Annotated in this window: 29 protein-coding genes; 19 read left to right on the forward strand and 10 right to left on the reverse strand. The window is 63.4% G+C overall.

Going from position 1 to position 25,260, the window contains the following annotated elements; all coding sequences use genetic code 11:
- Position 1: 1 nt before the first annotated feature.
- Positions 2-2,083, reverse strand: a complete 2,082-nt coding sequence (locus G9C82_RS09650; protein ID WP_127013981.1) for a (Fe-S)-binding protein — start codon at positions 2,081-2,083, stop codon at positions 2-4.
- Positions 2,084-2,227: 144 nt separating this feature from the next.
- Here G9C82_RS09650 and G9C82_RS09655 point away from each other — a divergent pair, with 144 nt between their 5' ends.
- Positions 2,228-2,848 carry a conditioned medium-induced protein 4 gene (locus G9C82_RS09655; protein ID WP_127013982.1) on the forward strand — a complete coding sequence of 207 codons (621 nt, stop codon included), beginning with the start codon at positions 2,228-2,230 and terminating at the stop codon, positions 2,846-2,848.
- 116 nt (positions 2,849-2,964) lie between these two features.
- Positions 2,965-3,627 (forward strand): hypothetical protein, encoded by a 663-nt coding sequence (locus tag G9C82_RS09660; RefSeq protein WP_127013983.1) that lies wholly within the window; start codon positions 2,965-2,967, stop codon positions 3,625-3,627.
- Positions 3,628-3,660: 33 nt separating this feature from the next.
- On the opposite strand, the gene G9C82_RS09665 is transcribed toward G9C82_RS09660, so the two are convergent.
- From G9C82_RS09665 to G9C82_RS09675, 3 genes are read right to left on the reverse strand one after another with little or no spacing between them, the layout of a single operon-like run.
- Positions 3,661-4,245, reverse strand: a complete 585-nt coding sequence (locus tag G9C82_RS09665; protein WP_004959696.1) for an L-threonylcarbamoyladenylate synthase — start codon at positions 4,243-4,245, stop codon at positions 3,661-3,663.
- Positions 4,246-4,247: 2 nt separating this feature from the next.
- Positions 4,248-4,757 carry a redoxin domain-containing protein gene (locus G9C82_RS09670; protein ID WP_127013984.1) on the reverse strand — a complete coding sequence of 170 codons (510 nt, stop codon included), beginning with the start codon at positions 4,755-4,757 and terminating at the stop codon, positions 4,248-4,250.
- A complete protein-coding gene (locus G9C82_RS09675) occupies positions 4,757-5,035 on the reverse strand; it encodes a glutathione S-transferase N-terminal domain-containing protein (protein WP_127013985.1) in 279 nt (92 codons plus the stop codon). Before G9C82_RS09675 ends, G9C82_RS09670 begins: the two co-directional genes overlap by 1 nt.
- Before the next feature lie 98 nt (positions 5,036-5,133).
- Here G9C82_RS09675 and G9C82_RS09680 point away from each other — a divergent pair, with 98 nt between their 5' ends.
- Together G9C82_RS09680 and G9C82_RS09685 are read left to right on the forward strand one after the other, a co-directional pair.
- Positions 5,134-6,519, forward strand: coding sequence for a hemolysin family protein (locus G9C82_RS09680; protein WP_004959689.1), 1,386 nt, complete (start codon positions 5,134-5,136; stop codon positions 6,517-6,519).
- A gap of 50 nt (positions 6,520-6,569) precedes the next feature.
- On the forward strand, positions 6,570-6,941 hold the full coding sequence (locus G9C82_RS09685; protein WP_004959687.1) for a cupin domain-containing protein: 372 nt from the start codon (positions 6,570-6,572) through the stop codon (positions 6,939-6,941).
- A gap of 54 nt (positions 6,942-6,995) precedes the next feature.
- Here G9C82_RS09685 and G9C82_RS09690 read toward each other — a convergent pair whose 3' ends face one another.
- Entirely contained in the window at positions 6,996-7,208 is a 213-nt protein-coding gene (locus G9C82_RS09690) for a hypothetical protein (protein ID WP_004959683.1), read from the reverse strand.
- A 115-nt stretch (positions 7,209-7,323) separates the two neighbouring features.
- Here G9C82_RS09690 and G9C82_RS09695 point away from each other — a divergent pair, with 115 nt between their 5' ends.
- The 3 genes from G9C82_RS09695 (at position 7,324) to G9C82_RS09705 (ending at position 8,389) form a co-directional block, all read left to right on the forward strand.
- Positions 7,324-7,638, forward strand: coding sequence for a hypothetical protein (locus tag G9C82_RS09695; protein WP_004959681.1), 315 nt, complete (start codon positions 7,324-7,326; stop codon positions 7,636-7,638).
- Positions 7,639-7,668: 30 nt separating this feature from the next.
- On the forward strand, positions 7,669-8,082 hold the full coding sequence (locus tag G9C82_RS09700; protein ID WP_127013986.1) for an SRPBCC family protein: 414 nt from the start codon (positions 7,669-7,671) through the stop codon (positions 8,080-8,082).
- Between the two features lie 100 nt (positions 8,083-8,182).
- Complete coding sequence (locus tag G9C82_RS09705) at positions 8,183-8,389, forward strand: hypothetical protein (protein WP_004959675.1); 207 nt, start codon at positions 8,183-8,185, stop codon at positions 8,387-8,389.
- On the opposite strand, the gene G9C82_RS09710 is transcribed toward G9C82_RS09705, so the two are convergent.
- Complete coding sequence (locus tag G9C82_RS09710; protein ID WP_127013987.1) at positions 8,386-9,687, reverse strand: GTP-binding protein; 1,302 nt, start codon at positions 9,685-9,687, stop codon at positions 8,386-8,388. The two genes, G9C82_RS09705 and G9C82_RS09710, sit on opposite strands and share 4 nt — an antisense overlap.
- Positions 9,688-9,832: 145 nt before the next feature.
- On the opposite strand from G9C82_RS09710, the gene G9C82_RS09715 reads away from it, so the two are divergent.
- The 3 genes from G9C82_RS09715 to G9C82_RS09725 all read left to right on the forward strand — a co-directional run bounded on the left by G9C82_RS09715 (position 9,833) and on the right by G9C82_RS09725 (position 13,172).
- On the forward strand, positions 9,833-10,129 hold the full coding sequence (locus G9C82_RS09715; protein WP_004959670.1) for a hypothetical protein: 297 nt from the start codon (positions 9,833-9,835) through the stop codon (positions 10,127-10,129).
- Positions 10,129-11,103: a TRC40/GET3/ArsA family transport-energizing ATPase gene (locus tag G9C82_RS09720; RefSeq protein ID WP_127013988.1), complete on the forward strand. Its 975-nt coding sequence runs from the start codon at positions 10,129-10,131 to the stop codon at positions 11,101-11,103. The genes G9C82_RS09715 and G9C82_RS09720 overlap by 1 nt, the downstream gene beginning before the upstream one ends.
- Before the next feature lie 173 nt (positions 11,104-11,276).
- The gene (locus tag G9C82_RS09725; RefSeq protein WP_127013989.1) at positions 11,277-13,172 is read left to right on the forward strand and encodes a carbon starvation protein A; all 1,896 of its coding nucleotides are present in this window, start codon (positions 11,277-11,279) and stop codon (positions 13,170-13,172) included.
- Positions 13,173-13,213: 41 nt separating this feature from the next.
- On the opposite strand, the gene G9C82_RS09730 is transcribed toward G9C82_RS09725, so the two are convergent.
- Positions 13,214-13,813 (reverse strand): DUF6517 family protein, encoded by a 600-nt coding sequence (locus tag G9C82_RS09730; protein WP_127013990.1) that lies wholly within the window; start codon positions 13,811-13,813, stop codon positions 13,214-13,216.
- Positions 13,810-14,493: a hypothetical protein gene (locus G9C82_RS09735; protein WP_127013991.1), complete on the reverse strand. Its 684-nt coding sequence runs from the start codon at positions 14,491-14,493 to the stop codon at positions 13,810-13,812. Before G9C82_RS09735 ends, G9C82_RS09730 begins: the two co-directional genes overlap by 4 nt.
- 176 nt (positions 14,494-14,669) lie before the next feature.
- Between G9C82_RS09735 and G9C82_RS09740 the strand changes: the two genes are divergently transcribed.
- Positions 14,670-14,885, forward strand: a complete 216-nt coding sequence (locus tag G9C82_RS09740; protein ID WP_007189501.1) for a hypothetical protein — start codon at positions 14,670-14,672, stop codon at positions 14,883-14,885.
- 5 nt (positions 14,886-14,890) lie between these two features.
- Here the strand turns inward: G9C82_RS09740 and G9C82_RS09745 are convergent, their stop codons facing one another.
- Positions 14,891-16,090 carry an inorganic phosphate transporter gene (locus G9C82_RS09745; RefSeq protein ID WP_007189500.1) on the reverse strand — a complete coding sequence of 400 codons (1,200 nt, stop codon included), beginning with the start codon at positions 16,088-16,090 and terminating at the stop codon, positions 14,891-14,893.
- Between the two features lie 126 nt (positions 16,091-16,216).
- Between G9C82_RS09745 and G9C82_RS09750 the strand changes: the two genes are divergently transcribed.
- Complete coding sequence (locus G9C82_RS09750) at positions 16,217-16,498, forward strand: hypothetical protein (RefSeq protein ID WP_004959649.1); 282 nt, start codon at positions 16,217-16,219, stop codon at positions 16,496-16,498.
- Positions 16,499-16,580: 82 nt separating this feature from the next.
- On the opposite strand, the gene G9C82_RS09755 is transcribed toward G9C82_RS09750, so the two are convergent.
- Positions 16,581-17,279 carry a DUF5828 family protein gene (locus G9C82_RS09755; protein ID WP_004959646.1) on the reverse strand — a complete coding sequence of 233 codons (699 nt, stop codon included), beginning with the start codon at positions 17,277-17,279 and terminating at the stop codon, positions 16,581-16,583.
- A 258-nt stretch (positions 17,280-17,537) separates the two neighbouring features.
- Between G9C82_RS09755 and G9C82_RS09760 the strand changes: the two genes are divergently transcribed.
- The 7 genes from G9C82_RS09760 (at position 17,538) to G9C82_RS09790 (ending at position 24,868) form a co-directional block, all read left to right on the forward strand.
- The gene (locus G9C82_RS09760; protein WP_007189498.1) at positions 17,538-18,230 is read left to right on the forward strand and encodes a type 1 glutamine amidotransferase domain-containing protein; all 693 of its coding nucleotides are present in this window, start codon (positions 17,538-17,540) and stop codon (positions 18,228-18,230) included.
- A gap of 201 nt (positions 18,231-18,431) precedes the next feature.
- A complete protein-coding gene (locus tag G9C82_RS09765; RefSeq protein WP_004959637.1) occupies positions 18,432-19,469 on the forward strand; it encodes a TAXI family TRAP transporter solute-binding subunit in 1,038 nt (345 codons plus the stop codon).
- Between the two features lie 61 nt (positions 19,470-19,530).
- On the forward strand, positions 19,531-20,019 hold the full coding sequence (locus tag G9C82_RS09770) for a DUF1850 domain-containing protein (RefSeq protein ID WP_004959634.1): 489 nt from the start codon (positions 19,531-19,533) through the stop codon (positions 20,017-20,019).
- Positions 20,016-22,817, forward strand: a complete 2,802-nt coding sequence (locus G9C82_RS09775) for a TRAP transporter fused permease subunit (protein ID WP_127013992.1) — start codon at positions 20,016-20,018, stop codon at positions 22,815-22,817. The genes G9C82_RS09770 and G9C82_RS09775 overlap by 4 nt, the downstream gene beginning before the upstream one ends.
- A gap of 40 nt (positions 22,818-22,857) precedes the next feature.
- Positions 22,858-23,535 (forward strand): uracil phosphoribosyltransferase, encoded by a 678-nt coding sequence (gene upp, locus G9C82_RS09780; RefSeq protein ID WP_004517702.1) that lies wholly within the window; start codon positions 22,858-22,860, stop codon positions 23,533-23,535.
- A 264-nt stretch (positions 23,536-23,799) separates the two neighbouring features.
- Positions 23,800-24,237 carry a DUF2391 family protein gene (locus G9C82_RS09785; protein WP_127013993.1) on the forward strand — a complete coding sequence of 146 codons (438 nt, stop codon included), beginning with the start codon at positions 23,800-23,802 and terminating at the stop codon, positions 24,235-24,237.
- 46 nt (positions 24,238-24,283) lie between these two features.
- Positions 24,284-24,868 carry a hypothetical protein gene (locus tag G9C82_RS09790; RefSeq protein WP_007189494.1) on the forward strand — a complete coding sequence of 195 codons (585 nt, stop codon included), beginning with the start codon at positions 24,284-24,286 and terminating at the stop codon, positions 24,866-24,868.
- Positions 24,869-25,260: the final 392 nt, after the last annotated feature.

Here is a 25,260-nt window from a genome sequence, read left to right on the forward strand (position 1 = left end):
CTCAGCTCTCGCTGACGGCCTCAGCCAGCAGTTCTGTGACGCCGACGATTTCGAGGTCGTCCTCGTACCCGCCGGTCTTGCGTCCGTCCTCGTACATCGTCATGCACATCGGGCAGGCGACGACGAACTTCTCGACGGCCGCGCCCGCTTCGGTGTCTTCGAGGGCCTCGCGCAGGCGTTCCTCGCTGGGTTTCGTCTCTTCTTCGAGGTCCATCCAGAGACCGCCGCCGCCACCGCCACAACAGAAGGAGTCGTCCCTGTTCCGGGGCATCTCGTGGAGGTCAGCGCCGGTCGCGTGGATGAGGTCCCGCGGCGCTTCGAACTCGCCGTTGTACCGCCCGAGGTGACAGGGGTCGTGGTAGGTGACAGTGTAGTCCAGTTCGGTCCCGGAGAGGCCGAGCGCGCCCGCATCTGCGAGGTCGGCGACGACCTGCGTGTAGTGGAACACGTCGTCTTCGCCCCACTCACAGGCCTCGAACTCGGGGTACTCGTTCATGAACGTGTTGTAGGCGTGGGGGTCCGTCGTGACGATGGACTGGAACTCACAGTCCAGTATTGCCTCGGCGTTGTCCTCGACGAGCATCTCGTAGAGCCCTTCCTCGCCGACGCGGCGCACGTCGTTGCCGTCGGTCTGTTCGGCCTCGTAGAGGATGCCGTAGTCCACGTCGGCGGCCTCGAAGACGGTGGCGAGCGCCTGCGCAATCTTCTGGTTGCGCTCGTCGTAGCTCGGGTAGTCGCCGACGTACCAGAGGTACTCCACCGGTTCGTCGCGGGCGTCCGGCACCTCGAAGTCGAGGTCCTCGGTCCAGTCCGGCCGGGCGCGCTCGGGGTCGCCGAAGGTGTTGCCGTGCTGAAACACGTTCATCATCGCGTCCTGCACGTGTTCGTCCATCTCCCCAGCCTCGGTGAGCCGACGGTTCATCTCGGTGAACTGCGTGACGTGTTCGATGTCGACCGGACAGGCGTCCATACAGGCCATACAGGACATGCAGGACTCCATCGTGTGGGCGTCGATGACCGAGGTGCCGCCGTCGGCGACAATAGGCACGTCCTCGCCGCCGGCGTCACGCTCTTCGCGGTAGCGTTTCAGGTCCAGAATGACGTTTCGCGGGTCCAGCGGCCGCCCGGAGGCTTTCGCCGGACAGACCGACGAACACCGGCCACACTTGGTGCAGGCGTCGTGGTCGAGCAACTGTTTCCAGGAGAAGTCGTCGATGTCGCTGGGGCCAATCTCCTCGGGACTCGCGTCGCTTGGCACGCCGGGCAGTCGCACCCCGGCCTTCTCATCGCGGGCGACAAGGTTGGCAAAGGACGAGAGCATGTGGAACGGCTTCGCGTAGGGTATCCAGGCGACGAACCACAGCGCAACGAGCGAATGGCTCCACCAGACAAAGGGGTACGCACCCGCTGCCATCTCCGGTGTCATCCCGGCCATGACGAGCACTTCTTTGACTGACCAGCCGACGAAGCTCACCGTCTCGAAGGAGACATCTCGGACCGTCGAGGTCCCGAGAATCCGAACGCCTTCAGTGAGGTAGCCGCCGACACCCAGCACGAACAACGAGCCGAGAAACAGGTCATCCTCGCGGGACGTGTGGCGGTCGTGGAGGCGGTCTAGCTTGCGGCCGTAGCGTCGCCACAGCGCGACACCGACGCCGACGACGAACAGCAGCCCCATCGCGTCCATGACAAACGAATAGGAGAGGTAGAACTGGCCGACGAAGAAGGACTCACCGGTCAGCGGCCGATAGAAGTCGATATCGATACCCAGAATCGTCGTTCCGATGAGCAGCGTCAGAAAGCCCCAGACGATGAACGCGTGCATCACGCCAGCGACGGTGTCGCGGTCCAACTGCTTTCGATTTGACAGCGCTAACTGCGCCGCCGCAACCGTCCGCTGGGGCAGTTCGTCCAGTCGCTCAAATGGGTCCTCGCTGCCCTTGGCATAGCGGGTGACGCGGTTGTACACACCGTACAGAAAGACGATGACAGCAAGCGCTGCCAGATAGTAAAACAGCGCCTTCCCCACGTCGCCGATACGCCAGAACGTCGGGCGCGTGGTCGTCTGGAGTATAGATGACATACGCTAACACGTGCTTCGTGTCCGCTTAAATCTTGCCACGCCCCGCTGCAGTCTTGCGAGAATTAGGGAACTGTTGAAAGTTTCCGTCGCATTACGTTGCCCATCCGACAGATATATGCCTCCCGAGGAGTAGTATCATGTTCGATGGACGAGAAGACCGAAGAACTCCGTGACATCTTCATGGACGTCTCCGGCGAGGAAGCTGTGACGGAGTCTCAGGAGGCGTCAAGAGGGTCTCTAGCCGATACTGACGAGGCCGGTGTCACGGACCGACTCGGTGATGTCGTCGCGCGGATGCGTGAGCGGTATGAGTTCCAGACCGAACTCGCTGATGAGGATCTGGTGACAGTGGTCCGACTGTTCTACGAGGGGAGCGACGACGAGACTATCGCGGCCGAAATCGGCACGGACGAGTCTGCTGTGGTCGAGGGCCGACTTGACCTGCATCTCCTCCGTGACGAGGACACAGAGGCACCGTTTGACCTGCCCGAGTTCCGCCGTCGTGTCGCCGACGACGACCCGTCCGTCACCGAACTTGCAGCCGAGTTCGATATCGACGAGTCCCGGGCCGCCCACTACCGGCGCGTCGTTGCCGCACAGGACGCCGCCCGCCGTGTCTCCCACCGGTTTCAGAGCCAGTTCGAGGACGTACTCACCGACGCTGGCCTATCAACACACCACGCCGCTGGCCTCCGTGATGACGGCCTCGACGAGGCCACTGAAGACATCGATTCGCTTGACTCCGGCGCTGACGTGTCGATGTGACCCTCGGATACCTTTTGTAGTCGTTTCCAGTCGTGGCAGGGGTAGCCAACTGCGCAGTTGTTTCAACGGCGGCGGCCGCCGAACCTTCTTGTGGGAGAACACGACCACGTAGGCTCATGTCGACCCACACGTTCAGGGAACTGGAAACGGCTGCCTACTGCCCGCGAAAGCTCTACTACCGCCGCCGCGACGGCGCAAGCGAGATTCCCGACGAAATCGAGTCGGTTCGCCGACTCGCCCGGGAGTACGAGCGGTTGCTGACCGACGACGCCGCCCTGCTGGCAGCCCCCATCGAAGTGGGACCCGACGAGTACCGCGACCGACTCAGAGGGCTTCGAGAGCGGCTGGCTGACTGGGACGGGCTGGTCGCCCCGGCAGCGACCGACGCGTATCTCGAAGGGAAGGACGCCCGCGGTATCGCACACAAGGTCGTCGCCGGACGGGACGGTCCCGCGCCGTCGCTCGTGTTCGCCGGTCGGCCGCCGGAAACCGGTGTCTGGGAGCCCCAGACCGTGCGGCTGGTCGCCGCCGCGAAGGCGCTGTCTTGGGAGCGCGAGCGTGATATCGACATCGCCTACGCGGAGTATCCGGCGTACGGCGTCATCCGACGAGTTGAGGTGAACGCACGGCGGGCCGGCGTCTACCGTCGTGCGGTCAGAACTGCCGACAGCATCGACGGACCGCCGGGGCGGGTGCGAAACGACGCCAAGTGCAAGCCCTGTGAGTTCAGCGATGACTGCGGGGTGAAAACGCGGTCGCTACGGTCAATGCTACGCTAAGGCGGCCAGCACCCGGACAGTTCCGGGCGGGTATCAGCTCCGGTCGTTGAGCCACGACTCGACGGCGTCGGCGCGTGCGCCGCGGCGATGAATCGTCCCGCTGTCGACGTTCACGACCGTCGAACCGGTCCCGCCGTCGGTCTCGCCGGCGTCAAGTACGACAGCAGCGCGCTCGCGGATCGCGTCGAGGTCGTCGACGGTGCGAACGCTTGGATTCCCGGATATGTTAGCGCTCGTTGCCGTGAGCGGCCCGGTTTCAGCGAGTAGTTCCAGCGCGAGGTCGTGGTCGGGGACCCGGACCCCGACGCGGTCCCGGCCAGCGACCAGTACGTCCGGGACGACGTCGCGGCGCTCCACGACGACGGTGACCGGGCCGGGAAGGAACTCCCGCATGAACGCCAGTTCACGGTCGCTCAGGCGCGTGTACTCGCGTGCGGATTCGATATCGGGGACGGCCAGCGACACCGGCTTGTCGCGCTCGCGGCCCTTCGCGTCGAACACCCGTTCGACAGCGGCAGCGTCGAGTGCGTCCGCGCCGAGACCGTACACTGTCTCCGTGGGATAGACGACCAGCTTTCCGTCACGGACCGCTGCCGCGGCGTCGTCGACTGTCGCCATCGTTAGAGCTGGGCTTCGACGTCGTCGTAGTCCGGGAAGTCGGGCCATTCCTGGGCCACCCACACGTACTCAATGGTCCGGTCGCTATCGAGGACGAACACCGACGGGCGCGGCTCCTCGATACCGGCCATCCCGTCGAGAGCCATGTCGATGCTGTACTGCTGTGCGACACCGTTGGCGGGGTCCGAGAACAGCCGGTAGTCTCCCTCTATTTCTCGCTCATTGAGCAACTGCTTGTGCTCGTATGGTGTCGAGATGGAGATGCCGACGACGGTGGCCTGCTCGTGCCACGCGCGGTCACGGATCTCGTTCCAGATGTACGTCGCCGGGAACGCGCCGTCCATCGCGTGGAACACGAGGACGACCCGGTCGCTGTCGGCACACACCGACGCGAGCGATTCGTCCTCCCAGAACTCGTCGTTGACGAGTGGGCGTGTGAAATCCGGCGCGGTGTCGCCTTCCTCGGGGTGGTCGACCGGGTCGAGGTCGACGATATCGAAATCAAGGTCCATCAGGCCGCACCCCCTGCTGTCCCCTCGCCTTCGCCGTACGTCCGCTCCAGATACGCGACGATGTTCGCGCTCTCGGACATCGTGACGCCAGTGCTCTCGTCGACGATGGCTGGGACGGTCCGCTTGCCGGACAGCCGCTTGACCACGTCGCGGTCGGCGTGCATCGGCTCGACGAACCGCGACTGGTAATCGAGACCGTATTCGTTCAGCTTCCGGACGACGCGCTCGCAGAAGGGACACGCCTGCAACCGGTACAGCGTGATGTCGGACTCGCTCATACTCTATACGGCGATACGCGTGAAAGCCGGGTAAGGGCTTCGCTGGCAACCCCTCCATGACAAGCCTTAATCCCCGCCCATTACAACTTCGACCGTTGATGGCCCTGGATCCACCTGCGCCGTTCGAGCTGTCTACAGCGATGCTGCAGGCTATCGAATACGCCGGCGTCACGATCCCCGAAACCGTGGTGCTGGCCGGTGGTACTGCCGTTATCGTCTTCCTCATCGTCCTGTCGGCGTTCTTCTCGTCCTCGGAGATTGCCATGTTCTCGTTGCCGGCACACCGGACAGAAGCCCTCGTCGAGGATGGCGTTCCGGGCGCGAAGACGCTCAAGCAACTCAAGGCGGACCCGCACCGCCTGCTCGTGACGATTCTCGTCGGGAACAACCTCGTCAACATTGCGATGTCCTCTATCGCGACCGGGCTGCTGGCCCTCTATCTCTCCCAGGGGCAAGCCGTCGCGGTCGCGACGTTCGGCATTACCGCCATCGTGCTCCTGTTCGGCGAAAGCGCGCCAAAGAGCTACGCGGTTGAGAACACCGAATCCTGGGCGCTGCGCATCTCTAAGCCGCTCAAGGCCGCCGAGAAGGTGCTGCTTCCGCTTATCCTCCTGTTCGACTACCTCACTCGCGTCGTCAACAAGATAACCGGGGGCCGCTCCGCCATCGAGACCTCCTACGTCACCCGCGAGGAAATACAGGACATCATCGAGACGGGTGAGCGCGAGGGCGTCCTCGACGAGGACGAACGCGAGATGCTCCAGCGCACGCTGCGGTTCAACGACACCATCGCCAAGGAAGTGATGACGCCGCGGCTGGACATGACCGCCGTCGCCAAGGAGTCGTCTGTCGAGGAAGCGCTGGAGACGTGTATCCAGAGCGGCCACGCCCGTATCCCGGTCTACGAAGGCAGTCTGGACAACGTCATCGGCGTCATCCACATCCGCGACCTCGTTCGGGACCTCAATTACGGCGAGGCGCTGGCCCGCGACATGGATCTTGAAGACCTCATCGAGCCGACGCTGCACGTCCCCGAGTCGAAGAACGTCGACGACCTGCTGACCGAGATGCGGGCCGAACGCCTGCACATGGTCATCGTCATCGACGAGTTCGGGACCACTGAGGGGCTGGTGACGATGGAGGACCTGACCGAGGAGATTGTCGGCGAGATACTCGAAGGCGAGGAGGAAGAGCCGATCGAGTACGTCGATGACGACACGGTCACGGTCAAAGGCGAGGTCAACATCGAGGAGGTCAACGAAGCGCTGGATCTAGACCTACCTGAAGGCGAGGAGTTTGAGACCATCGCCGGCTTTATTTTCAACCGGGCGGGGCGACTGGTCGAGGAAGGCGAGACTATCACCTACGACGGCGTCGAGATCCGCGTCGAACAGGTCGAGAACACGCGCATCATGAAGGCTCGCGTCGTCCGCCTCCAAACCGACGAGACAGAGCCGGTCGACGCCGAAGAAGCCTCGGACTGAGCACTTGCGGGAGCAGTCGTTTTACGTCGGTCGCTGTCGACAGGGATGACATGGGTTATCACCACCTCGCGGTCGACGACATCGAACCGACACCGGACCGACCGAGCATCCAGCGGTCGATAAGTGATGCAGCTGACCTGGAAAATGCGGCCGTGAATCTTTATGAGGTCGCCCCCGGCGAGGACATTCCGCTCGCGTACCACTACCATGACAATCAGGAAGAACTGTTCTACGTCCTTTCCGGAACGCTGGCTGTCGAGACGCCCGAGAAGACCTACGAAGTTGATGAAGACGAGGCGTTCGTCGTCGAACCGGACAGCCCCCAGCGGGCGCACAACCCTGAGTCGGCGACCGAGCCAGTACGGACGCTCGTCGTCGGCGCACCTGCGGTAGACGACGTGCACCCCTACGACCCCGAGTAAGCCGAGTGTCGCGGTCGTACTGCAGAACCGCTACTGGAGCGTGGCGCAGGCCCGCTACTGAAGTGTGATGGCGTAGGTCAGCGCGAACAGCAGTATCGCGCCGGTCGCGACGTTGATAGCCGTGAGCTCTGCCGCACCGATGACGCTCAGCCCCCAGACGAGAGTGGCCGAAAACACCGTCGAGAGCACGACGTTCATCGCGATAAGTACCCGCGGGTCGCCCTGTGACCCGCTTGCCCCCTCCTCGAACCCGTTCGCGTCGCTCATGCCCACGAACACGGACGGGACGCCCCTTAGCTCTTTGGCAGTCCCCGGTGCTTCATTCTCTGGCCGGGCGCGGCCAAGTCGCGCAACTAAACACATTCGAAGCCTAACACGACGCATGAACGTTCGAAATCGCCATGGGGACCCGGTCGACCCGGTCCCATTTCTCGTCTGCACCGCAACGGCGGTGATGCTACTGTTTTCTGTTGGCCCGCTGTACGGCCTCGCCTACGGGCTTCCCGTCTGGGCCGGTCTGACCGTTTCGACAGCCGGGACCGTCGCCGTGGCCGCCGTCGCGTACCACCGCTTGGTGTGGACGGCCCCGCCGCCATCGGTACGGATAGCGCCGGAGCTTCGTTTTCAACGCCTCATCTACATTGGCGTCGGCTTCGCCGTTCTGCTGGTGGCTGTCTCGGCCCCGCTGGCCCTGTGATTTACCACCCCGGTACGCATGTGGACTGGTATGCGCGAGGTCGAACGCTCTCGGTTCGTGATGGCACGGCCGCCGGCTGTCCACCGCACGCTCTCGCCGGAGGCGGTCGTGGCGGCGGAGGGGACGTTCACAGTGACGGCTGTCGAGGAAACGGAGACGGGAACGCTCGTCACCGCCGCTGGCCCGGGGATGTCAGTCCCCCTGCGCTTCGAGTCGCACGACGACGGGCTCCGGTACACCGCTGAGGGCGAGGTCGGCCCGTTCGACCAGCTGGAGACCCGGATTACCGTCGTGCCGGAGGAAAACGGCTCTCGGGTCACGATGCGGTCGACCGTTTCGCTGAATCTGCCACTCCCCTTTGCCGACCGCATCGCCGCCTGGAAGCGCGGCAACGAAATAGAGCGAGCTATCGAGGAACTGGCGGCGGATGTGCCCGGGCGCTGAATCGGCCGATACCACTACTGTCCGGCCGGGTTGTCGATGCCCGTGAGACGACCGCGCACAACCACGGCACGTTTAGTAGCCTCAATGTACATATACAACCATGAGCATCCTCGACAGCGTCAAGGAGGCACTCACGTCACAGCCGGACGCGAAGTCCCGCCCCGACGATGGGTCGAAGGGCGCGTACTGGTGTGACGACTGCGGCGTTCGCATCAGAGATGTCGACTTAGACGGCGAGCCGGTCTGTCCGGACTGTGGCGAGGAGATGCGCTTTGAGCGCTCGGCGGGCCGCGACTGCGCCTGCTAGGGGCTCCGAATCACCGCCTCCTCGCCCTGCTCCGCCGGGAACGGTCCAGTGAGTGACTCGCTTTCCGTCCATTCTTCGTCTGTCACCAGCGCGTCGTCCAGTGCCGTCCGAAGGGCGCTTTCGTCGTAGTCCGTCCCGATGAACACCAGCTCCGTCCGGCGATCGCCATGCTCGTCGTGCCAGTCAACTTCTGGTCGGTTCGAGCGGTACATATCCTGCTCGACTTCGGGGAGACTCGCAATCCATGGTCCCTGTGCTTCCGCCCGTATCGAAGGACCGGCCTGGCCGATGACGACCCGTCGCTCGCTGCCCGCCAGCCAGACGGTCCCCTTCGAACGGACGACTCCCGACGGCAGGTCCTGCAGTACCTCGGCGAGCCGGTCGGGGTGGAACGGCCGGCGGCGGCGGTAGGTGAAGGACGTGACCCCGTACACCTCCTCGGGATGGTGGTGGTCGTCGTGTCCGTGCCCGGTGTCGCCTTCGTGGGCATCGGTTTCGTGGCTGTCGCCGCCGTGGTCGTGACTGCCTTCACCGTGACCGTGCCCGCTTTCGGCCAGCGCTCGCTTCCAGCCCGGCAGGTCGCTGATTTCGGTCTGGTCGAACAGTGCGCGGTCGAACAACCGGTCGGGGTCGACCTGTGAGAAGGTCGTTCGGATGGTCTCGGCGTCGGGCTGGAGCGCCCGCACCAGTTCCTCGGCTTCGTCCAGTTCCCCGTCCGTACAGAGGTCCGTTTTGTTCAGCACGACGAGGTTCGAGAGTTCGACCTGTTCGACCATGAGGTCCGAAAGCGGGCGGTCGGCTCCGTCGGCTTCTGTGTCGTCGCCGTCTCCATCGGCACTCGCTTCGCCGCTTCCGCGGCGTTCCGGCGTCTCGCCGGCGAACGAGTCGAGAAACAGCCGGGTGTCGAGTACCGTCACGAGCGTGTCGACGCGATAGAGCGCCGCCACGCGCGATTCGGTTGTGAACAGCCGCGCGACGGGCGCTGGCTCGGAGATGCCAGAGGACTCGACGACGAGCGCGTCGAAGTCACGGTCGTCCGCCAGCCGGACGACTGCGGTTTCGAGGTCGTCCTGCAGTTCACAGCAGATACAGCCGTTCGACAGCTCCGCGACCCCGTCGTCCACGTCGAGTTCGGACCCCTCGGCGATGAGTTCCGCGTCGACGTTTACCGTCCCCATGTCGTTGACGAGGACGGCGATGTCGCGGTCACCGGCCTCAGTCAGCAGATGGTTCAGTAGCGTCGTCTTCCCGGCCCCGAGGCTCCCGGAAAGAATCGTGACGGGAATGGTGTCGCGCATACCTCCCGTTGTGGGCCGGCTCCCTTCAAATCGCGCCTCGTTTCCGGCGGTCAAACACGACCGCTGGCCCGTCACCGCGGCTGGGTACTATCGACGGGTAACTGCGACAGCTTTTACTCTGTGCCTCTCGCACACATGACCCACGATGGAACTGGCCGACCGAATCGAGCGCTTTCGCCGGACACTGCGGGAGTGGGCCCGCGGACTGTACCACGGCATGATAACGCACCCGGCCTACGAGAAAATCGAGAAAGAGGCCGAGGACATCGAGGACGCGTTCATGCTGGCCTGTTTCCCCGACGCCTTCGGCATCCCGTCGCCGGTGTCGTACTACACCGCCGAACTGCTGCCGTACCTCGAAGACACCTTCGAGGCCTGGGAGCGGCGGCTGTGGGACAGAGGCTCGTACATCGAACGCAAAGGCCAGCAGTACCACTTCTGATGGAGCCGTTCGTCTTCTTCGGCGGGAAGGGCGGGGTCGGCAAGACCACCGTCTCCTGTGCCTACGGCGTCAAGTCAGCACGGGCCGGTCTTGACACGCTCGTCGTCTCAACGGACCCGGCCCACTCCGTCTCGGACGTGTTTGACCAGCAGTTTGGCGACGAGCCGGCTGCCGTCGAAGGTATCGACGGCCTCGACGCGATGGAGATCGACCCCGAAACCGAGACTCAGCGCCACCTCGACGGCATCCGCAACGACCTCTCCGAGCAGGTGTCGGCGGCGATGGTCAACGAGATCAACCAGCAGCTAGAGATGGCCCACCAGACGCCGGGGGCCTACGAGTCGGCGCTGTTCGACCGCTTCGTCGACGTGATGCGCAACGCCGACCCGTACGACCGGGTCGTCTTCGACACCTCGCCGACTGGCAGCACCCTTCGACTGCTCGGCCTGCCGGAGTTCCTCGAAGGATGGATCGACCGGCTGATGCACAAACGCGAAAAGAGCATCGACCTCTTCGAGAAGGCCGCCATCGGCAACAACGAGCCCCGGCGCGTGATGGACGGCGACCCGGTGCTCGCCCGCCTGCAGGACCGAAAGGAGTTCTTCGAGTTCGCCAGCGGCGCGCTGGAGGCCGACGCCGCCTTCTTCCTCGTGCTCAACCCCGACCAGCTCTCGGTCAACGAGACGCGGCGCGCCATCGCCGAGATGCGCGAGCGCGACCTCTCGGTTCGTGGCCTCGTCGCGAACAAACTCACGCCCGAACCGGACCCCGACGAGGCAGGTCGTGGGGCTCGATATCTCCGAGACCGCGTCGCCACCGAAAACGAACGGCTACAGGAGGTCCGCGAGACGCTCGACCCGCCGCTGGTCGCGGAAATCACAACCCGCACGGCGGAGGTGAAAGGCGACCTGCTCGATGATGTCGCAGCTGAACTTGAGGTCGAGACGGATGCCGAGATGCCAACGTTCGTCTGAAACACCGACCGCCGCTTATGTGCGGGCCGCGCATAACCGATAAGTAATCGGATATTAGATTTTCGCTGACAGTCGAAGCTGTGTGACCGAGCGGATTCTGACGGACTTGAGAAGTATAAGAAATATATAATAACTATTAATAGCTTGATGTTGGTTACCATTCATGCACACACATGACACAGGTAATCTGGATCGTCCTGGCAGTACTGGTGACGTTCAGCGTGGGGTATCTGGGGTATTCGAAGTACCTCGCGCGGTTCCTCGAACTCGACGACGACAACGAGACACCGGCGCACAAGTACGAAGACGGGCAAGAATACGTCCCGTCGAAGAAACCGGTGTTGCTGGGTCACCACTACTCCAGTATCGCGGGTGGGGCACCGATTGTCGGACCGATTACGGCGGGCGCTGTGTGGGGGTGGGTTCCCGCACTCCTGTGGATTGCCATCGGTAACCCGCTGATGGGGAGCGTCCACGACTTCGTCTCGCTGTCGGGGTCGCTCAGACACGAGGGGAAGTCAATCGGCTACATTATTGGCGAGTACATCGGGGAAGGGGGCAAGAACATGCTGCTGTGGTTCGCGTTCCTGACCATCATCCTCGTCGTCGCGGTGTTCGCGCTGGTGGTCGCCATCGTGTTCGACGCGTTCCCACAGGTGACGACCGCGAGCACCGTCTACATCGTACTGGCCCTGCTACTGGGAGTGTACCTCTACCAGTTGAACGGGCCGTTCCTGCCCGGGACCGTCGTGTTCGTGACGCTGGTGTTCGCCGGCGTGTACGCGGGCATTCAGTACCCGTTCGCGCTGTTCCCGGCCGTCGGCGAGGCGAGCTACCCCGCAGGCACGCTCGTGCTCGCGGACGTGCTGAACCTCGGCACTGGACAGTGGATTCCCGGGTCGTCTGCGACAGCGATGAACCCCAACCGTGCGGCGTGGGTGCCGATAATCATGGTGTACGCGGGCATTGCGAGCGCGCTCCCGGTGTGGGTGCTGCTCCAGCCGCGTGACTACCTCTCGTCGTTCCTGCTGTACGCCGGCGTCGGCGGTTCGCTGGTGGCTGTCATCGTCGGCACGATTTTCGGCACGGCTGCCACCGAGACCGGCTCGTTGGTCATCGCGGACTCGATGGGTGCATTCAACGGCTTCTGGGGTGTCGAGGGCGCGGGCCTCGCACCGCTGTTCCCGCTGCTGTTCATTACCATCGCCTGCGGGACGATCAGTGGCTTCCACTCGCTGGTGTCCTCTGGGACGACAGCCAAGCAGCTGAACAAGGAGACCGACGCCCGCCTTATCGGGTACGGTGGGATGCTCGGCGAGGGACTGCTGGCCGCCGTCGCACTGTCGACGCTCGCCGTGGCCGGCTTCGCTGATCCCGCCGGCGGTATCGGTGCTGCGTTGCCGAACTTCGCGACGGGTGGCGGCATCATCTTCACCAGTCTCGGCATCCCCCAGACCTTCGGCGCACCGTTCATGGCGCTCGTGTTGGTGAGTTTCCTGCTGACCTCCACGGACACGGCCGTCCGACTCGGCCGGTACATGATGGAGGAGATCGTCGGGCTCAGGGCGGGCGAAACGGCTTCCGGCTTCAACGTCGGCGGCGGCATCCGTTCGACCCTCGGCGAAATCGGGCGCGGCCGCTACACGAACCCGCTCGTGCAGGCCATCCCGGCCTATCTGATGGTTATCTCCGGCGAGTGGCTCACGCTCTGGGCCCTGTTCGGCGGTGCGAACCAGCTGCTCGCGGCGCTGGCGCTGCTGACCGCGACTGTCTGGCTCGCGAACTGGGACGACAACAAGCAGCTGTACTCCACGGGCGTGCCGATGGCCATCATGACGACTATCACTATTCTGGGGCTGTCTTGGCTGGCGTTCTACAGCAACCTCTACCAGAACCTCATTCAGGGCGGTGCCGAGGGGACTGCGGCCATCGCGTCCTCGACCGTCCAGATGGTACTGGCGCTGGTCCTCATCGGCCTCGCGCTGGCCCTCGTGAAGAAAGGGTACGACAACATCAGCACGGTCCGTGACCGTGGTCCCGCCAGCGCGGTCGAACCAGGCGACGACTGAACCGCGACTCCGTTTCCGTTTTTTATTGTCGACAGCGACAGTTACGCGTCCCGCGTGACCGCGCCGAACGGCGGCGCGGCGTCATCCGAGATAGTCGCTATCGCCGTCACTGAATCCTCGCCGGCACGGACGCGAATTCGCGCGAGCTTTCGCTCGGTCCCGTTGAGCGTTGCCGTCGCTGTCGTCCGCGTCGTTTCGGTCCCGAGAAGCGTCTCTGAGCCGCGTTCGCGCCACTCCGAAACAGTGTCCACGTCGGTATCCATCGCAAGCGAAACGACCCGGGTGCTGTCCACCGCCGTCAGCGGGTCACGGACGACTTCGGGCTGGTCGACGACTCGCACGGCTGGGGCCGTCAGGAGCCCGAACTGCTCCCCGTTTGCGGACTGGTACACGCGCTGGAACACCGTCGCGATCACGTCTTGCCGCGACGTTAGTTCCACGTCCCCAGAAAAGTCGACGGTCACCGTCGTCTCGATGGTGCGGCTATCTTCGGCAACGAGCGAGTAGCCGCTGGACTCGGGGAGCACTGCCGGCGCGGCCGCGCTGGCTTCGATGGGCTCGCGCTCCTCCGGCAGGACGCTACAGCCGGCCAGCGTCGCCGCACAGCCGACGACGAAGGCACGCCGGGTCGGGAGCGTCATTTCCAGAACCGCTTGGCGAGCCGCGACAGCACTCCTTCCTCGGGCTGGGTCACGTCCTCCCAGAGAACGAACGCCTCGACCACGTCGGCGGCTTCGCCGGCGACGGCAACCTGTTCGTCCGGAACCACGACGCCCAGATTGACCTCGTAGTGGCCGTAGTAGCCGTACTTCAACAGCGTCCGCTCGCGCTGACCCTCGACGAACGACCGAACCTCGTCGGGTATCTCGTCGGCGACGAGGACGAACGTGAAGTCAGTTCGGTAGTGCTCCTCGTTGCCCGACACACGCTCGTCAGCAAGGTCGTGACCCAGTTCGACCAGTCGCTTCAGTTCGCCGACTGTCGGCCGGTCGACGCGGCGGGCGTAGAGGTACTCCTCGGATTCGTGGTCACCGTAGGACAGCGCCGGGTGGAAGAACTGTTTCTGATTGAGAACCCGCATCTCGCCGTAGAGGTCCCAGCGCTCGCCCCGGAGCCGGTGGTTCCGCTCCAGCGTGTAATTGTACATCAGGCGGTCGCCCACCCGGTCGAAGTAGGGGTCATCTGTCCAGTGTGGGACTTCCTCGACGATTTCGTCGGGAAGCTCCGATTTTGGGACTGCACCAGTCATGGGGTCTTCCCAGCTCTCCGCGCCATAGTCAGTCGGGTCCTCACCCGACGTGGACTCGGATTCCTCGCTCATCGTCGTGAGTCACGTAGGTGTTCAGTTCGTACTGGTCCCCTGCCGCGGTAGGTCATACCATGGCGATGCCGTGTCGGGGTCTTAAGGGCGTCGGTCAGCCGACGGTCGTCCACGGGCCGTACACGACCGCCGCGGCAGGTTTTTGACGCTGGCCTCCAAATTAATCACTAACAATCATGGCGAAAGACACTGAGGCCTGTGGCCGGTGTTCGATGAGTGTCGTCGTCGACGCCGTCGACGAGAACGAGGGCGAAAAACCCCACGACCCCTTCGGCGACGACCGAATCGAGGTCGACCAGCAGGACATTGAGCGCGTCTCGCCTGAGGTCTGGATGGGCCGGCTCTCGACCCGTATTGACGAGGCCGTCAGTCGCTACGTCTGGGGTCGCTGACCGGGTCAGAGTGCCGCGTCGATAATCCAGAAGAGCCCGTAGCTTAGCGCAAACGCCAGCGCCAGCGACCCGATCCAGGCAAGCACCGTTTTCCCCATCTTCTCCCGACTGACTTCGCCACCGCCGGCGGCTGCGCCAGAGCCGACGATAGCCGAGACGATAATCTCGTTGAACGACACCGGAATGCCGAAGAAAACGGCCGCCTGCGCAATGATGAAGCTCGGAATCAACGCGCCGATGGAGCGCCGCGGCCCAAGCGAGGAGTAGTCCTGTGCCAGCGCTTTGATCATCCGCGGCGCGCCCGTCCAAGACCCGACGAGGAGGCCGAGGCCGCCGAACAACAGAACGCCGGTGATGGGGATGGCCGCCGTCGGCCCCTCGCCGAGCAGGGGCACCAGCGGTCCCAGCGCCAGCCCGACCTGGCTCCCGCCGGCGGAGAAGGCCACGAGCCCGCCCATCACCAGCAGGAAGTGCCGCTGCCCGGCGGCCGCGTCCGCTCTGATATCTAGATACAGCAGTCCCCCTGCGAGCACCCCGATAAGGAGCGTCACGACGACCATCGACGGGAAGATCGGTGTCCCGGCCGCTCTTGCGACGGCGCGGGCCACAGAGGCCTGCTCGCTACCCGGTGCCAGCAGCACGAACTCGATGTTCGCCAAGATCACACCGACCAGCCCGCCCAGCAGCGGCACGAGCCGTTCCTCGGTCGTGGCCTCGTGCCGGAGCGACCACGCCGTCCCGAAGGCGATACCCCCGCCGACGAAGGGCGTGAGGACCCACAGCGAGACAATTTCGATGTACTTTGCTGTCGCCGGCTGGCCGCCCATCGCCAGCCCGACGCCGACCACTGCGCCGGTGACGGTAAACGCTGTCGCGATGGGGTAGCCGGTGAAAATACCGACGGCGACCAGCACCGCCGCAGTGAGGAGGGCGACGATAGCGGCAATAGCCGACAGGCCGCCGCCGCTCGGGAACAGCACGAGCTCGCTCCCGACGGCTTCTGTGACGTTGGCTCCCTGCAGGATCGCGCCGGCCAGCCCGAGGATGCCGACAAAGAACCCGGCCCGCATCACCGAGATCGCGTTCGCCCCGACGGCCGGCGCGAACGGTGTGGACCCGGACGACCCAGCACCGATGGCCCAGGCCATAAACAGACTCGCGGCTGACGCGATAACAAGCGTCACAATCGTACTCGTCGCGACCATCTGTCACGGCGTTTGCCCCGCCCTGCAATGAGCCTACCGTTCGCGCGCCCTTGTGAGGCCGACTGCCGACACTGACGCGGGCCTCACGGGCAAACGTTCAGGTGGCAGCGCGTGGTTCGCTCCCGTATGTCCGCCACTGAAGAGACTGTCCGCGTCTGGCTGGTCGAACGAACCTACTCCGACGACGAACAGAACCTCATCATCCTCACGTACGCGACGCCCGACGGCGAACAGTACTTCCGCAAGGAGCGCGCCCTGACCTCGTTTTCCGACGTGCGAGAGACCACGGCCGCTGTCGACGCGGACCCGGACAACCTCGGGTCCGTCGACGACGAAGACCTGCAGGCGCAGTACGCTGCCGAAGCGACGCGGATGGCGGAAAAACACGACCCTGACGACGCTATCTAACCGTCTGTGCGGCCATGCTCGTGCTTAGTTCGTTTTTGCGTCGACGATGCTGGAAGCCGATGCCGCTCGCCCAGCGGCGAGCTTAGTTCGTCTTCGCATCGGTCTCTTCTCCCGTCTCGACCGCATCAACACCCTCAGCGGCCTCGACAGCCTCAGTGACTTTCTCGGTGTCGACGTGCCAGCGGTCGACGGCCTGCTCGAAGTCCGCGAGCTTGTTCGAGACGCGCATCTTCAGGTCGTCGTCGTTGACGTTGACCTCGAAGACGTACTCGGGGCGTTCCTCGTCGCCGACGCGACGGAGGTTCGCGCTGATGAGGTCGTTGTCGAAGTAATAGGGCGCGATCTGGGTCATCACGTTGCGGTAGACGGTGTCCTCGACCTTTCGCAGGGCTTTCCGGCTGGCGGAGTCAGCCGCGCGCGCCACGTAGTCGACGGACTCGCTCCAGCGCTCCATCGCCTCGTCCGGCTCGTCGAGGTTCTCGTAGGACTCGCTGAGTTTCTCGCCGGCGGTCTGGAGGTCCTCGTCCGGCCCCTTGCCGGCCTGTTCGCCTTTGCCCTCGTCGACGCTTGCTTGGTCAGCGGTTTTCTCGTTGACGTCCTCGTCCAGTCGCTCGTGGCTCTTGGGTCGCCATTCGTCGAACTCACTGAGGGCGTCCTCGTCGACAGTCTCGCCCGAAGCGATGTCTTTCAGCGCCTGCGTGATGCGCTCGCCGTGCTCGACGACGTCGACCCAGCCGCCTTTCGTCTTGAATCCTGAAACGCTCTCTTCGATGTCTGCCATGGTATAATAGATCGGTCTATGACAGCCGCGGGACCTGCTGCAGTGGGCTGTCCATCTATACACACCGGATTGCTGCTCAGTGGGGTTAAACGTTTCCGCCGTGGCGGCAGCCGTGATACTCTCCCGCGAGCCCCCTCCCCAGCCCTTGATATCGGAGTATAAATGACGCATTCTTACTGTATAGCGGTCTTCCCGCTCGCCCCGCTTCGCTCAACACCGAACGGCTGCTTATAAGGATTGCACGCGAATGGTAGTTTGATGTCATCCGCACTATTCGTCGTAAGCGAACACGGGTACTGGGGCGAAGAATGTATTGAGCCGCTGACAACTCTTACAGACGCCGGTCTGGATATTACGGTGGCGACACCGACCGGCGAGCCGCCGGTGCTTGACGAACGTTCCGTCGACCCCGAAGAAGTCGGCGAAGACCTCTCGGAACACGTTCGGGAAGTCCACGAGACCGACGAGCGCCTGAACAACCCGATTCCGCTGGCACAGGCTGACGCCGAGGACTACGACACCGTCGTGTTCCCCGGCGGCCACGGCGCGGAGTGGGACGTCACGCAGGATGTCCACGCCCGTGAACTGCTGCGCGAGAGCGTCGCCGGCGACGACGGCAAGGCACTCGTCGTCTGTCACACGGTCGGGATTCTGGCCTTCACCCGCAATAGCGACGGCGAGTTCCTCGCCGACGGCCGCTCGGTCACCGGCTTCCCGAACGCTTGGGAGGAAGGCATTGTCGACGAGAACGACCTGCTCCCCGACGGCCGGAAGCTCCCGTACTGGGTCGAAGACGAAGTGAAGGCTGTCGGTGCGGACTGGGACGCCGAACTCGATGCCGACACCAGCGTCACGGTCGATGGTGACCTCATCACGGCTCGTGGCCCACCGTCCTCGGCTGCAGCTGCCCGCACGCTTCTCGATGAGCTTGGTATCGAGACGTCCGCGTAACGGGTCCTGACGTGGCGGTTGTTTGCTGAAATATAACTAGAGCTGAAATTCTCGAAAAATAGAACACTTTGCCTGTCCGTCTTTTCCCATCTCTATTCCGTCCGGTGAAATACTCTGTCACACGCTATCGCACAATATAGTCAAATAGCGACTGTATACTAGCTAACATTCTTGAATACCCCGTGTGACGTAGACATACGTATGACTAACAACTCCACACGTAGGCGGTTCCTCAAGACAGCAGGCGTTGCAGGTGTCGCAGCTCTCGCCGGCTGTGGCGGTGGCGGCGACGGCGGCGACGGTGGCGACGGCGAAACGACCGAGGGCGGCGACATGACCGAGGGTGGCGACATGACCGAGGGCGAAATGACCGAAGGCGACACCGAGACCCGCCTCTCGTGGCACGCCGGCGGCACCGGTGGCACCTACTTCCCGCTCTCGAACGAGTTCAAGACGGTCGTAGAGGACAACACAGACTTCACGCTGAACGTCCAGTCGACCGGTGCGAGCGTCGAAAACGTCGGCAGCCTCGCCAGCGGCGACGCCGACTTCGCGCTCATCCAGAACGATATCGCCTCGTTCGCAAAGAACGGCACTGGCATCGATGCGTTCCAGGACAACGCCGTCGAGAACCTCCAGGGCGTTGCGACCCTGTACCCCGAAACGATCACGGTCGTCACCCTCGCGGACACAGGCATCACGCAACTCTCCGACCTCGAAGGGGCGACGATCAACACTGGCGACCTCGGGAGCGGAACCCAGGTCAACGCGAACCAGATTCTGGAGTCAGTCGGCATCTCCGATTACACCGAGCAGAACGCCTCGTTCTCTCAGGCTGCCGACCAGCTCCGGAACGGCGACATCGACGCCGCGTTCGTCGTCGGTGGCTGGCCGGTCGGCGCAATCGAGGACCTCGCAAACACCAACGACCTCGTCATCGTCCCAATCTCCGGCGACAACCGTGCCGCAGCGAAGGAGGACGCCTCCTGGTTCGCTGACGACACCATCCCCGCCGACACCTACACCGGCGTCGACGAGGCTGTCGAAACAATCGCTGTGCAGGCGATGATTGCGACGAACGCCGAACAGCCCGAAGGGACGGTCGAGTCGGTCACCGCGGCCATCTTCGACAACGTCGACGACCTCTCTATCAAGACGGACTTCATCAGCGCGGACTCCGCTCAGGACGGGATGTCCATCGAACTCCACCCCGGCGCAGCGGCCTACTTCGACGCGTAACGCCGCTGACTGACGCTATCCGTATCGTTAACTAACCACCTTCTATTACTCACCAACTGGAATGAGACGACGATACGTCGCTATCGCGGTGCTCGGTGCCCTCCTCCTCATCGGGACTGTAGCAGCGCTCCCCGGCGGACGTGCACTGGTCGTCGAAGACGCCGAGACCGGTGAGCAGTATCTAACGGTCTCGGTTGAGGACGGCACGACCGTGGCCCTGGAATATATGCACAGTGTCGAAAAAACGCGTGTCTACGACGAGTACACAGTCCGTGGCGACCATCTTGAGATGACCCGTATGGAGTTCGAATCGTTCGGCTGGGGGCTCCCGAGTGGAGCCAACGTCACTCGTGAGGATGGGATGTATGTCTTCGACCCCCCGGGCAACTATACGCGCGTGACAGTCTCTCCCGGTGATGTTGCAGGACATAAACTTCACGTCGGAGCCGAAACCTACGACTTGGTAGCCCGCACCAACGGCCGCTCGGTCCACCTCTATGTGACCCAGCGCTCGTCGTTCGGTGCTGCGACAGACCAGCTCAACACATGACTGAAAACACACGATCTGACGACGACGGGGAGGCCGTATCGGACGAGGAAGTTGACGAAGTACTGCAGGAGATAGAGCGGAAACGCTCCCTTACAGGGTGGGCAGTTGTCCTCGTCGCGCTCATCGGCATCTCGTTTTCGGTGTTTCAGATGTGGCTCGCGGCGAAAGGCTTCGTCCTCTCGATTTCGCTTCCCGGCGTCGGTGATGTCGTGTTCGCGTCACTGCAACTCCTCCAGATCAACGCTGTCCACGTCTCTTTTGGCCTCATTCTGACGTTCTTGCTGTATCCCGGCAGCACCGGCGACGGCCCGCTTTCCCGGCGCTGTATCGCGCTCGGGTCGCTGGTCGATGAGAAACTCGGCGCGGAGCATCCGGTGTCTCGCGTCGTTCACGCTATCGGCGACGCCCTCGCCTGGGCGTTCCTCGACGCCGAGATGGACCGCGTGACACCCTCGGATTTCGTTTTTATCGTCCTGTCGGTGCTGTCGGCCGCGTACTTCGTTACTGACTTCGACGAGATCCAGCGAATGCGTGCGCTGGGACTCGAACGCGGCCGACCGATTCAGGAAGTGTTCACCTTCCTAGAGCCGATGGCGGGGCTTCTCGGGCCGCTCGCCGATACCTCCTACGCGTTCGTGCTCGGCGCGGTCGGCGTCCTGCTCGTCCTCGAAGCGACTCGCCGGGCCATCAGCCTCTGGCTGATGGTCATCGTCGCGGCGTTCGTCGTCTACGCCCGCTTTGGTGTCCTCATCCCACAGGACGCCGCCTACGTCGGCGTGCTCTCCATCCCGGAACTGTCCTGGCCCTCTATCATCCAGAACCTCTGGTACAACACCGAAAACGGGGTGTTCGGAATTCCGGTCACCGTCTCCGTGCAGTTCATCTACATCTTCATCCTCTTTGGCGCGTTCCTCGAAATGTCCGGCGCGGGGCAGTGGTTCATCGACCTTGCGTACGGTGCGACAGGGACGCGGAAGGGTGGCCCGGCGAAGGCGTCCATCCTCGCCAGCGGCTTCATGGGGACCATCTCCGGGTCCTCCATTGCGAACACGGTGACGACCGGCGCGTTCACGATTCCGCTGATGAAGCGGTCGGGCTACTCGCCGGAGTTCTCCGGCGGCGTCGAGGCGTCTGCCTCCTCGGGTGGCCAGATTCTCCCGCCGGTGATGGGGGCCGCCGCATTCCTTATCGTCCAGTACACAGCGACGCCGTTCGCTGATGTCATCGTCGTCGCGACGATTCCCGCTATCGTCTTCTTCTTCGGTGTCTGGGTGATGGTCCACTTCGAGGCGGTCAAGGAGGATATCGGTGGCCTCGACTCTTCGGAACTGGTGAACATCCGTAGCCACCTCCGTAGCGGCTGGTTCTACCTCGTCCCGCTCGTTCTTTTGCTGTACTACCTCATCATCGAGCGGCTGTCTGTCGCCCGCTCGGCGTGGTTCACACTCATCGCAATCGGAGCGCTCATCACGCTCGTCGCGGCCTACGGCGACGAGACGCGTGCCCGACTCGGAATTACATTCGCGTCTCTGTTCGGACTGACAACGCTCACGCAGTCCCTCACTGGCGTCGGTGTTTTCGGATACCTGTTCAATCGGTTCGTACAGGCCACGACAGCGTTCCCGGCGCTGTTCAGTCGTATTGATGGACTTGTCGCGGCAGACCTGACGGCGGAGGGTGCGCTTGCACTGCCCGGCTCACAGCCGCTTGGCTCCGCGTTTTCGGCGGCGCTCGGCAACGTCGGCACGCTAATCATTCTCGCTGGCGTCCTCACGCTGATTACCCGACCCAGACTCGACTCGCCGTTGCTGTCGTTCGACAATGCCGTCGACGATGCCGCCGAAACGACGTCCGATGCTATCGGCCGTCCAGAGCTGGCTTCGAACGGACTGTACAGGCTCGGTGTCTTCGTCGGGAAGTCGATGGAGAGTGGGGCCAGAACCGCGGTCCCGGTCGTCATCGCGGTCGCCGCTGCCGGCATCATTCCGGGCGTCATCAGCGTCTCCGGCCTCGGCCCGAACCTCGTCTCGCTCATCACGGCCGTCGCCGGCGGCTCGCTGGTCTTGCTGTTGCTCGTCACCGCATTCTCCTCGATTATCCTCGGGATGGGGATGCCGACGACGGTGACTTACATCATCCTCGTCTCCCTGCTCGCGCCGGCGCTGACCGAGTTCGGCGTCCCGCTGCTCGCGGCGCACCTGTTTATCCTCTATTTCGGCGTCATCGCCGACATCACGCCGCCGGTCGCAGTGGCTGCCTACGCCGCTTCCGGTGTCGCAAAGTCCGATGCCTTCGAGACCGGCATCGAGGCGTTTTCGCTCTCGCTCAACAAGGCAATTGTGCCGTTCGCGTTCATTGTCACGCCGGGCATCATTCTGCTTCGGCGCAACCCTGACGCTGCCAACCTTGATGTCGGGGACAAATATCGGGTTGTTGAGGCTGCAGACTTGCTGGATGTCGGCTACGCTATCCCTGAGATCCTGATACCTGTGATCGGCGTCTTCCTCGGCGTCGTCGCGCTGGCCGCGACGGTTATCGGGTTCGCGTACGCGCCGGTCTCCCGGGGCGAGCGGGCGGCGTTCGCGTTCAGTTCGCTGCTCCTGATGGCCCCCGGCCTCGCAGTGTCCGGCGTGTACGACATCCTCGGCCTCATCGGCCTCGGCGGCGGCGAGATGACGCTCTTGCTCGACGTTGTGCTCCGCGGCGTCGGTCTCGCGCTGTTCCTCTTCCTCATGGCAAAGAACCGCCAGCGCGGCGGTGACCCTGCGGTACGGTCAGGCACGGCCGAGCCGGCCTGAGTGAGAACCGTTTAAGCCATCGGGTGTCAACGGGCACGATATGCCAATCGAACAGCGCGGCGACGCCTCTGTCGTCACGCACGCGCTGGCGCGAGATGAACTGACTCGGATACGAAACGTCGAGACCGAACAGGTCGCGTTCCGGAAGGGACTGGTCCGCCTCGGCCGTATCTGTGGCTACGAAATCATTGACGGGCGGATGGAAACTGAGTACACGGAAATCCAGACGCCACTAACCACGACGATGGGGGAACGCGTCAAAGGACTCGACGATGTGGTCATCGTCAACGTCCTCCGCGCCGCGACGCCGTTTGTCGAAGGACTGCTCAAAGCGTTCCCCCGCGCCAGACAGGGCGTCATCTCCGCCAGCCGTGATGAGGAAGCCGGAATGAACGACGACGGCGAGTTCCCTATCTCCGTCGAATACGTCAAATTGCCCGAAATCACCGAAGACGACACCGTCATCATCGCGGACCCGATGCTCGCCACCGGGTCGACGATGGCCACGGTGCTCGATTACATCACCTCGGAGAAGACAGAGCCGGAGAACCTGCTTGTTCTGGCCGCAGTCTCCGCGCCAGAGGGTATCGTCCGTGTTTCGGAGGCGCAGCCGGACGCTGACATCATCAGCGTCGCTATCGACGACGAACTCGACGAGGACGGGTTCATCGTTCCGGGGCTCGGCGACGCCGGTGACCGGGCCTTCCGGACGACGTAAGCTGTCCCGGCCCGCTTGACCTGTCGGCTGAGGGACGAAACGCTTTTATTCACGGCCCGAATCAGCCGATGATGTCGCGATTTTCAGTCCCTTCACAGCCGCTGTACCCCCTTTCTTCACTTGGAAACCGAGGGACAGCGGCACATTTTCGGTCCAGTTGAAACGAGAAGGGAAGCTGTGAACCGCTCCGTAGCGACTGGACATTGGTCCTGTCGGACAGTGACAGACCGGGAGACTTTCGTGCTGACGGGACAGCAACCCGGTATGGGTCGACGCCGATACCGGGTCGCGGACACTGCCCAGCAACTCGTTGGGGGGTTCCTGCTCGCGGGGCCGTTCGTCGTGACAGAGGAGGTGTGGGTCCTTGCTGAGAATATGTCCTGGTATCACGCAGTGCTTGTCGTCGGTATCGTGTTCGCTATCGGCTACGGGGCGCTGTACAAAGCTGACGCCGACCGCGACGTGGACACTGAGGCGGAGGTGGCCGGTATTCCGGTCCGATTCGTCTCACTGATGTTCGTGGCGTTTGGCTCAGTCGCCATTCTCGCGATGGCGTTTACGGCCCCGGACACGTTCCTCGTCAACGGGGGGATTCTGCTGGACCCGACGCCGATGGCGGTCACCCTGACGACCCTGAAAGCCATCACTGTCGGTGCAATTTTCAGCGTCGTTGGAGCTGCGACGGCGGACAGCGTGTTCTAACCGGGACCCGCACACTTAATTGGGTTCCACTCTCCTTGATGTGCATATGGAATATACGCTGGCTATCGACAACGCACCGGAAACCGTTCCGGGTGGCACGGGGGTACTACTCCTGCATCCGAGTACCGGCGAGACGGACCGACTGGACACGGATTTCCTTGCGACCGACACCGACTCGATGCTCGTCATCTCGACCCGGACCACCGCCCGGGAGGTCAAACAGAAACTGGAGTACTACGAGGTCGACGAGTCCAAAGCGACCATCCTCGACACGCTGTCGGTCGAGCGCGGCTACACCCGTCGCCAGTCCGAAGGCGTCCGATACGTCTCCGCGCCGGACGACCTCTCCGGGATTGTCTCGGAGGCCGAGACCTTTCTGCAAGAACACGACGGGAAGCTCCGCGTGACCTTCGACTCGCTGACGGAACTCATCTACTACGCCGACGAGGACGGCGCGCTCTCGGCCGTCGAAGACATCCTCGACCTGCTAGACGAGTACGACGCTGTCGGGATGTTCCACCTCGCCGACGAGGTCCACGACGAGGAGACGGTCGCGGCGTTCCGGGAGCTCTTCGACGGTGTCATCGAACTGTCCGAGGACGGAACCATTACCAGTACCTTCGAGGCGTAACCGGACACGCTCCGTCCCGAATCTGGCGCTCCTTCGATGAGTTTGTGGCAACTGACCGACACTCCACTGGCCGGTGTGTCCGTCGGTGGCGTTTCCTTCTTTCGAACGAAATGGCGTTTTCACCCGGTAGCGCCGCCAACACCTCGTATGCGAACACTTACCAGACCAATAACAATTAAGAGGGTATAACCCACATACAGGGTTGTATGCCGGAATGCCAGAACTGCGGTAATTTTGTAACGGCTGACTACGCGCGTGTGTTCACGCCGAACGGGGTCGAAAAGCCCAGGGTCTGTCCGCAGTGCGAGGACAAGATTCGCGACGGGGCAGACGTCCGTGAGGCCCGGTCCACACGTCGCGGATAGAACCGATCAGGAACTGCCGCCCTGTGA

It is taken from the genome of Haloarcula sp. R1-2 (assembly GCF_011627385.1).
Taxonomy (GTDB): Archaea; Halobacteriota; Halobacteria; order Halobacteriales; family Haloarculaceae; genus Haloarcula; species Haloarcula marismortui.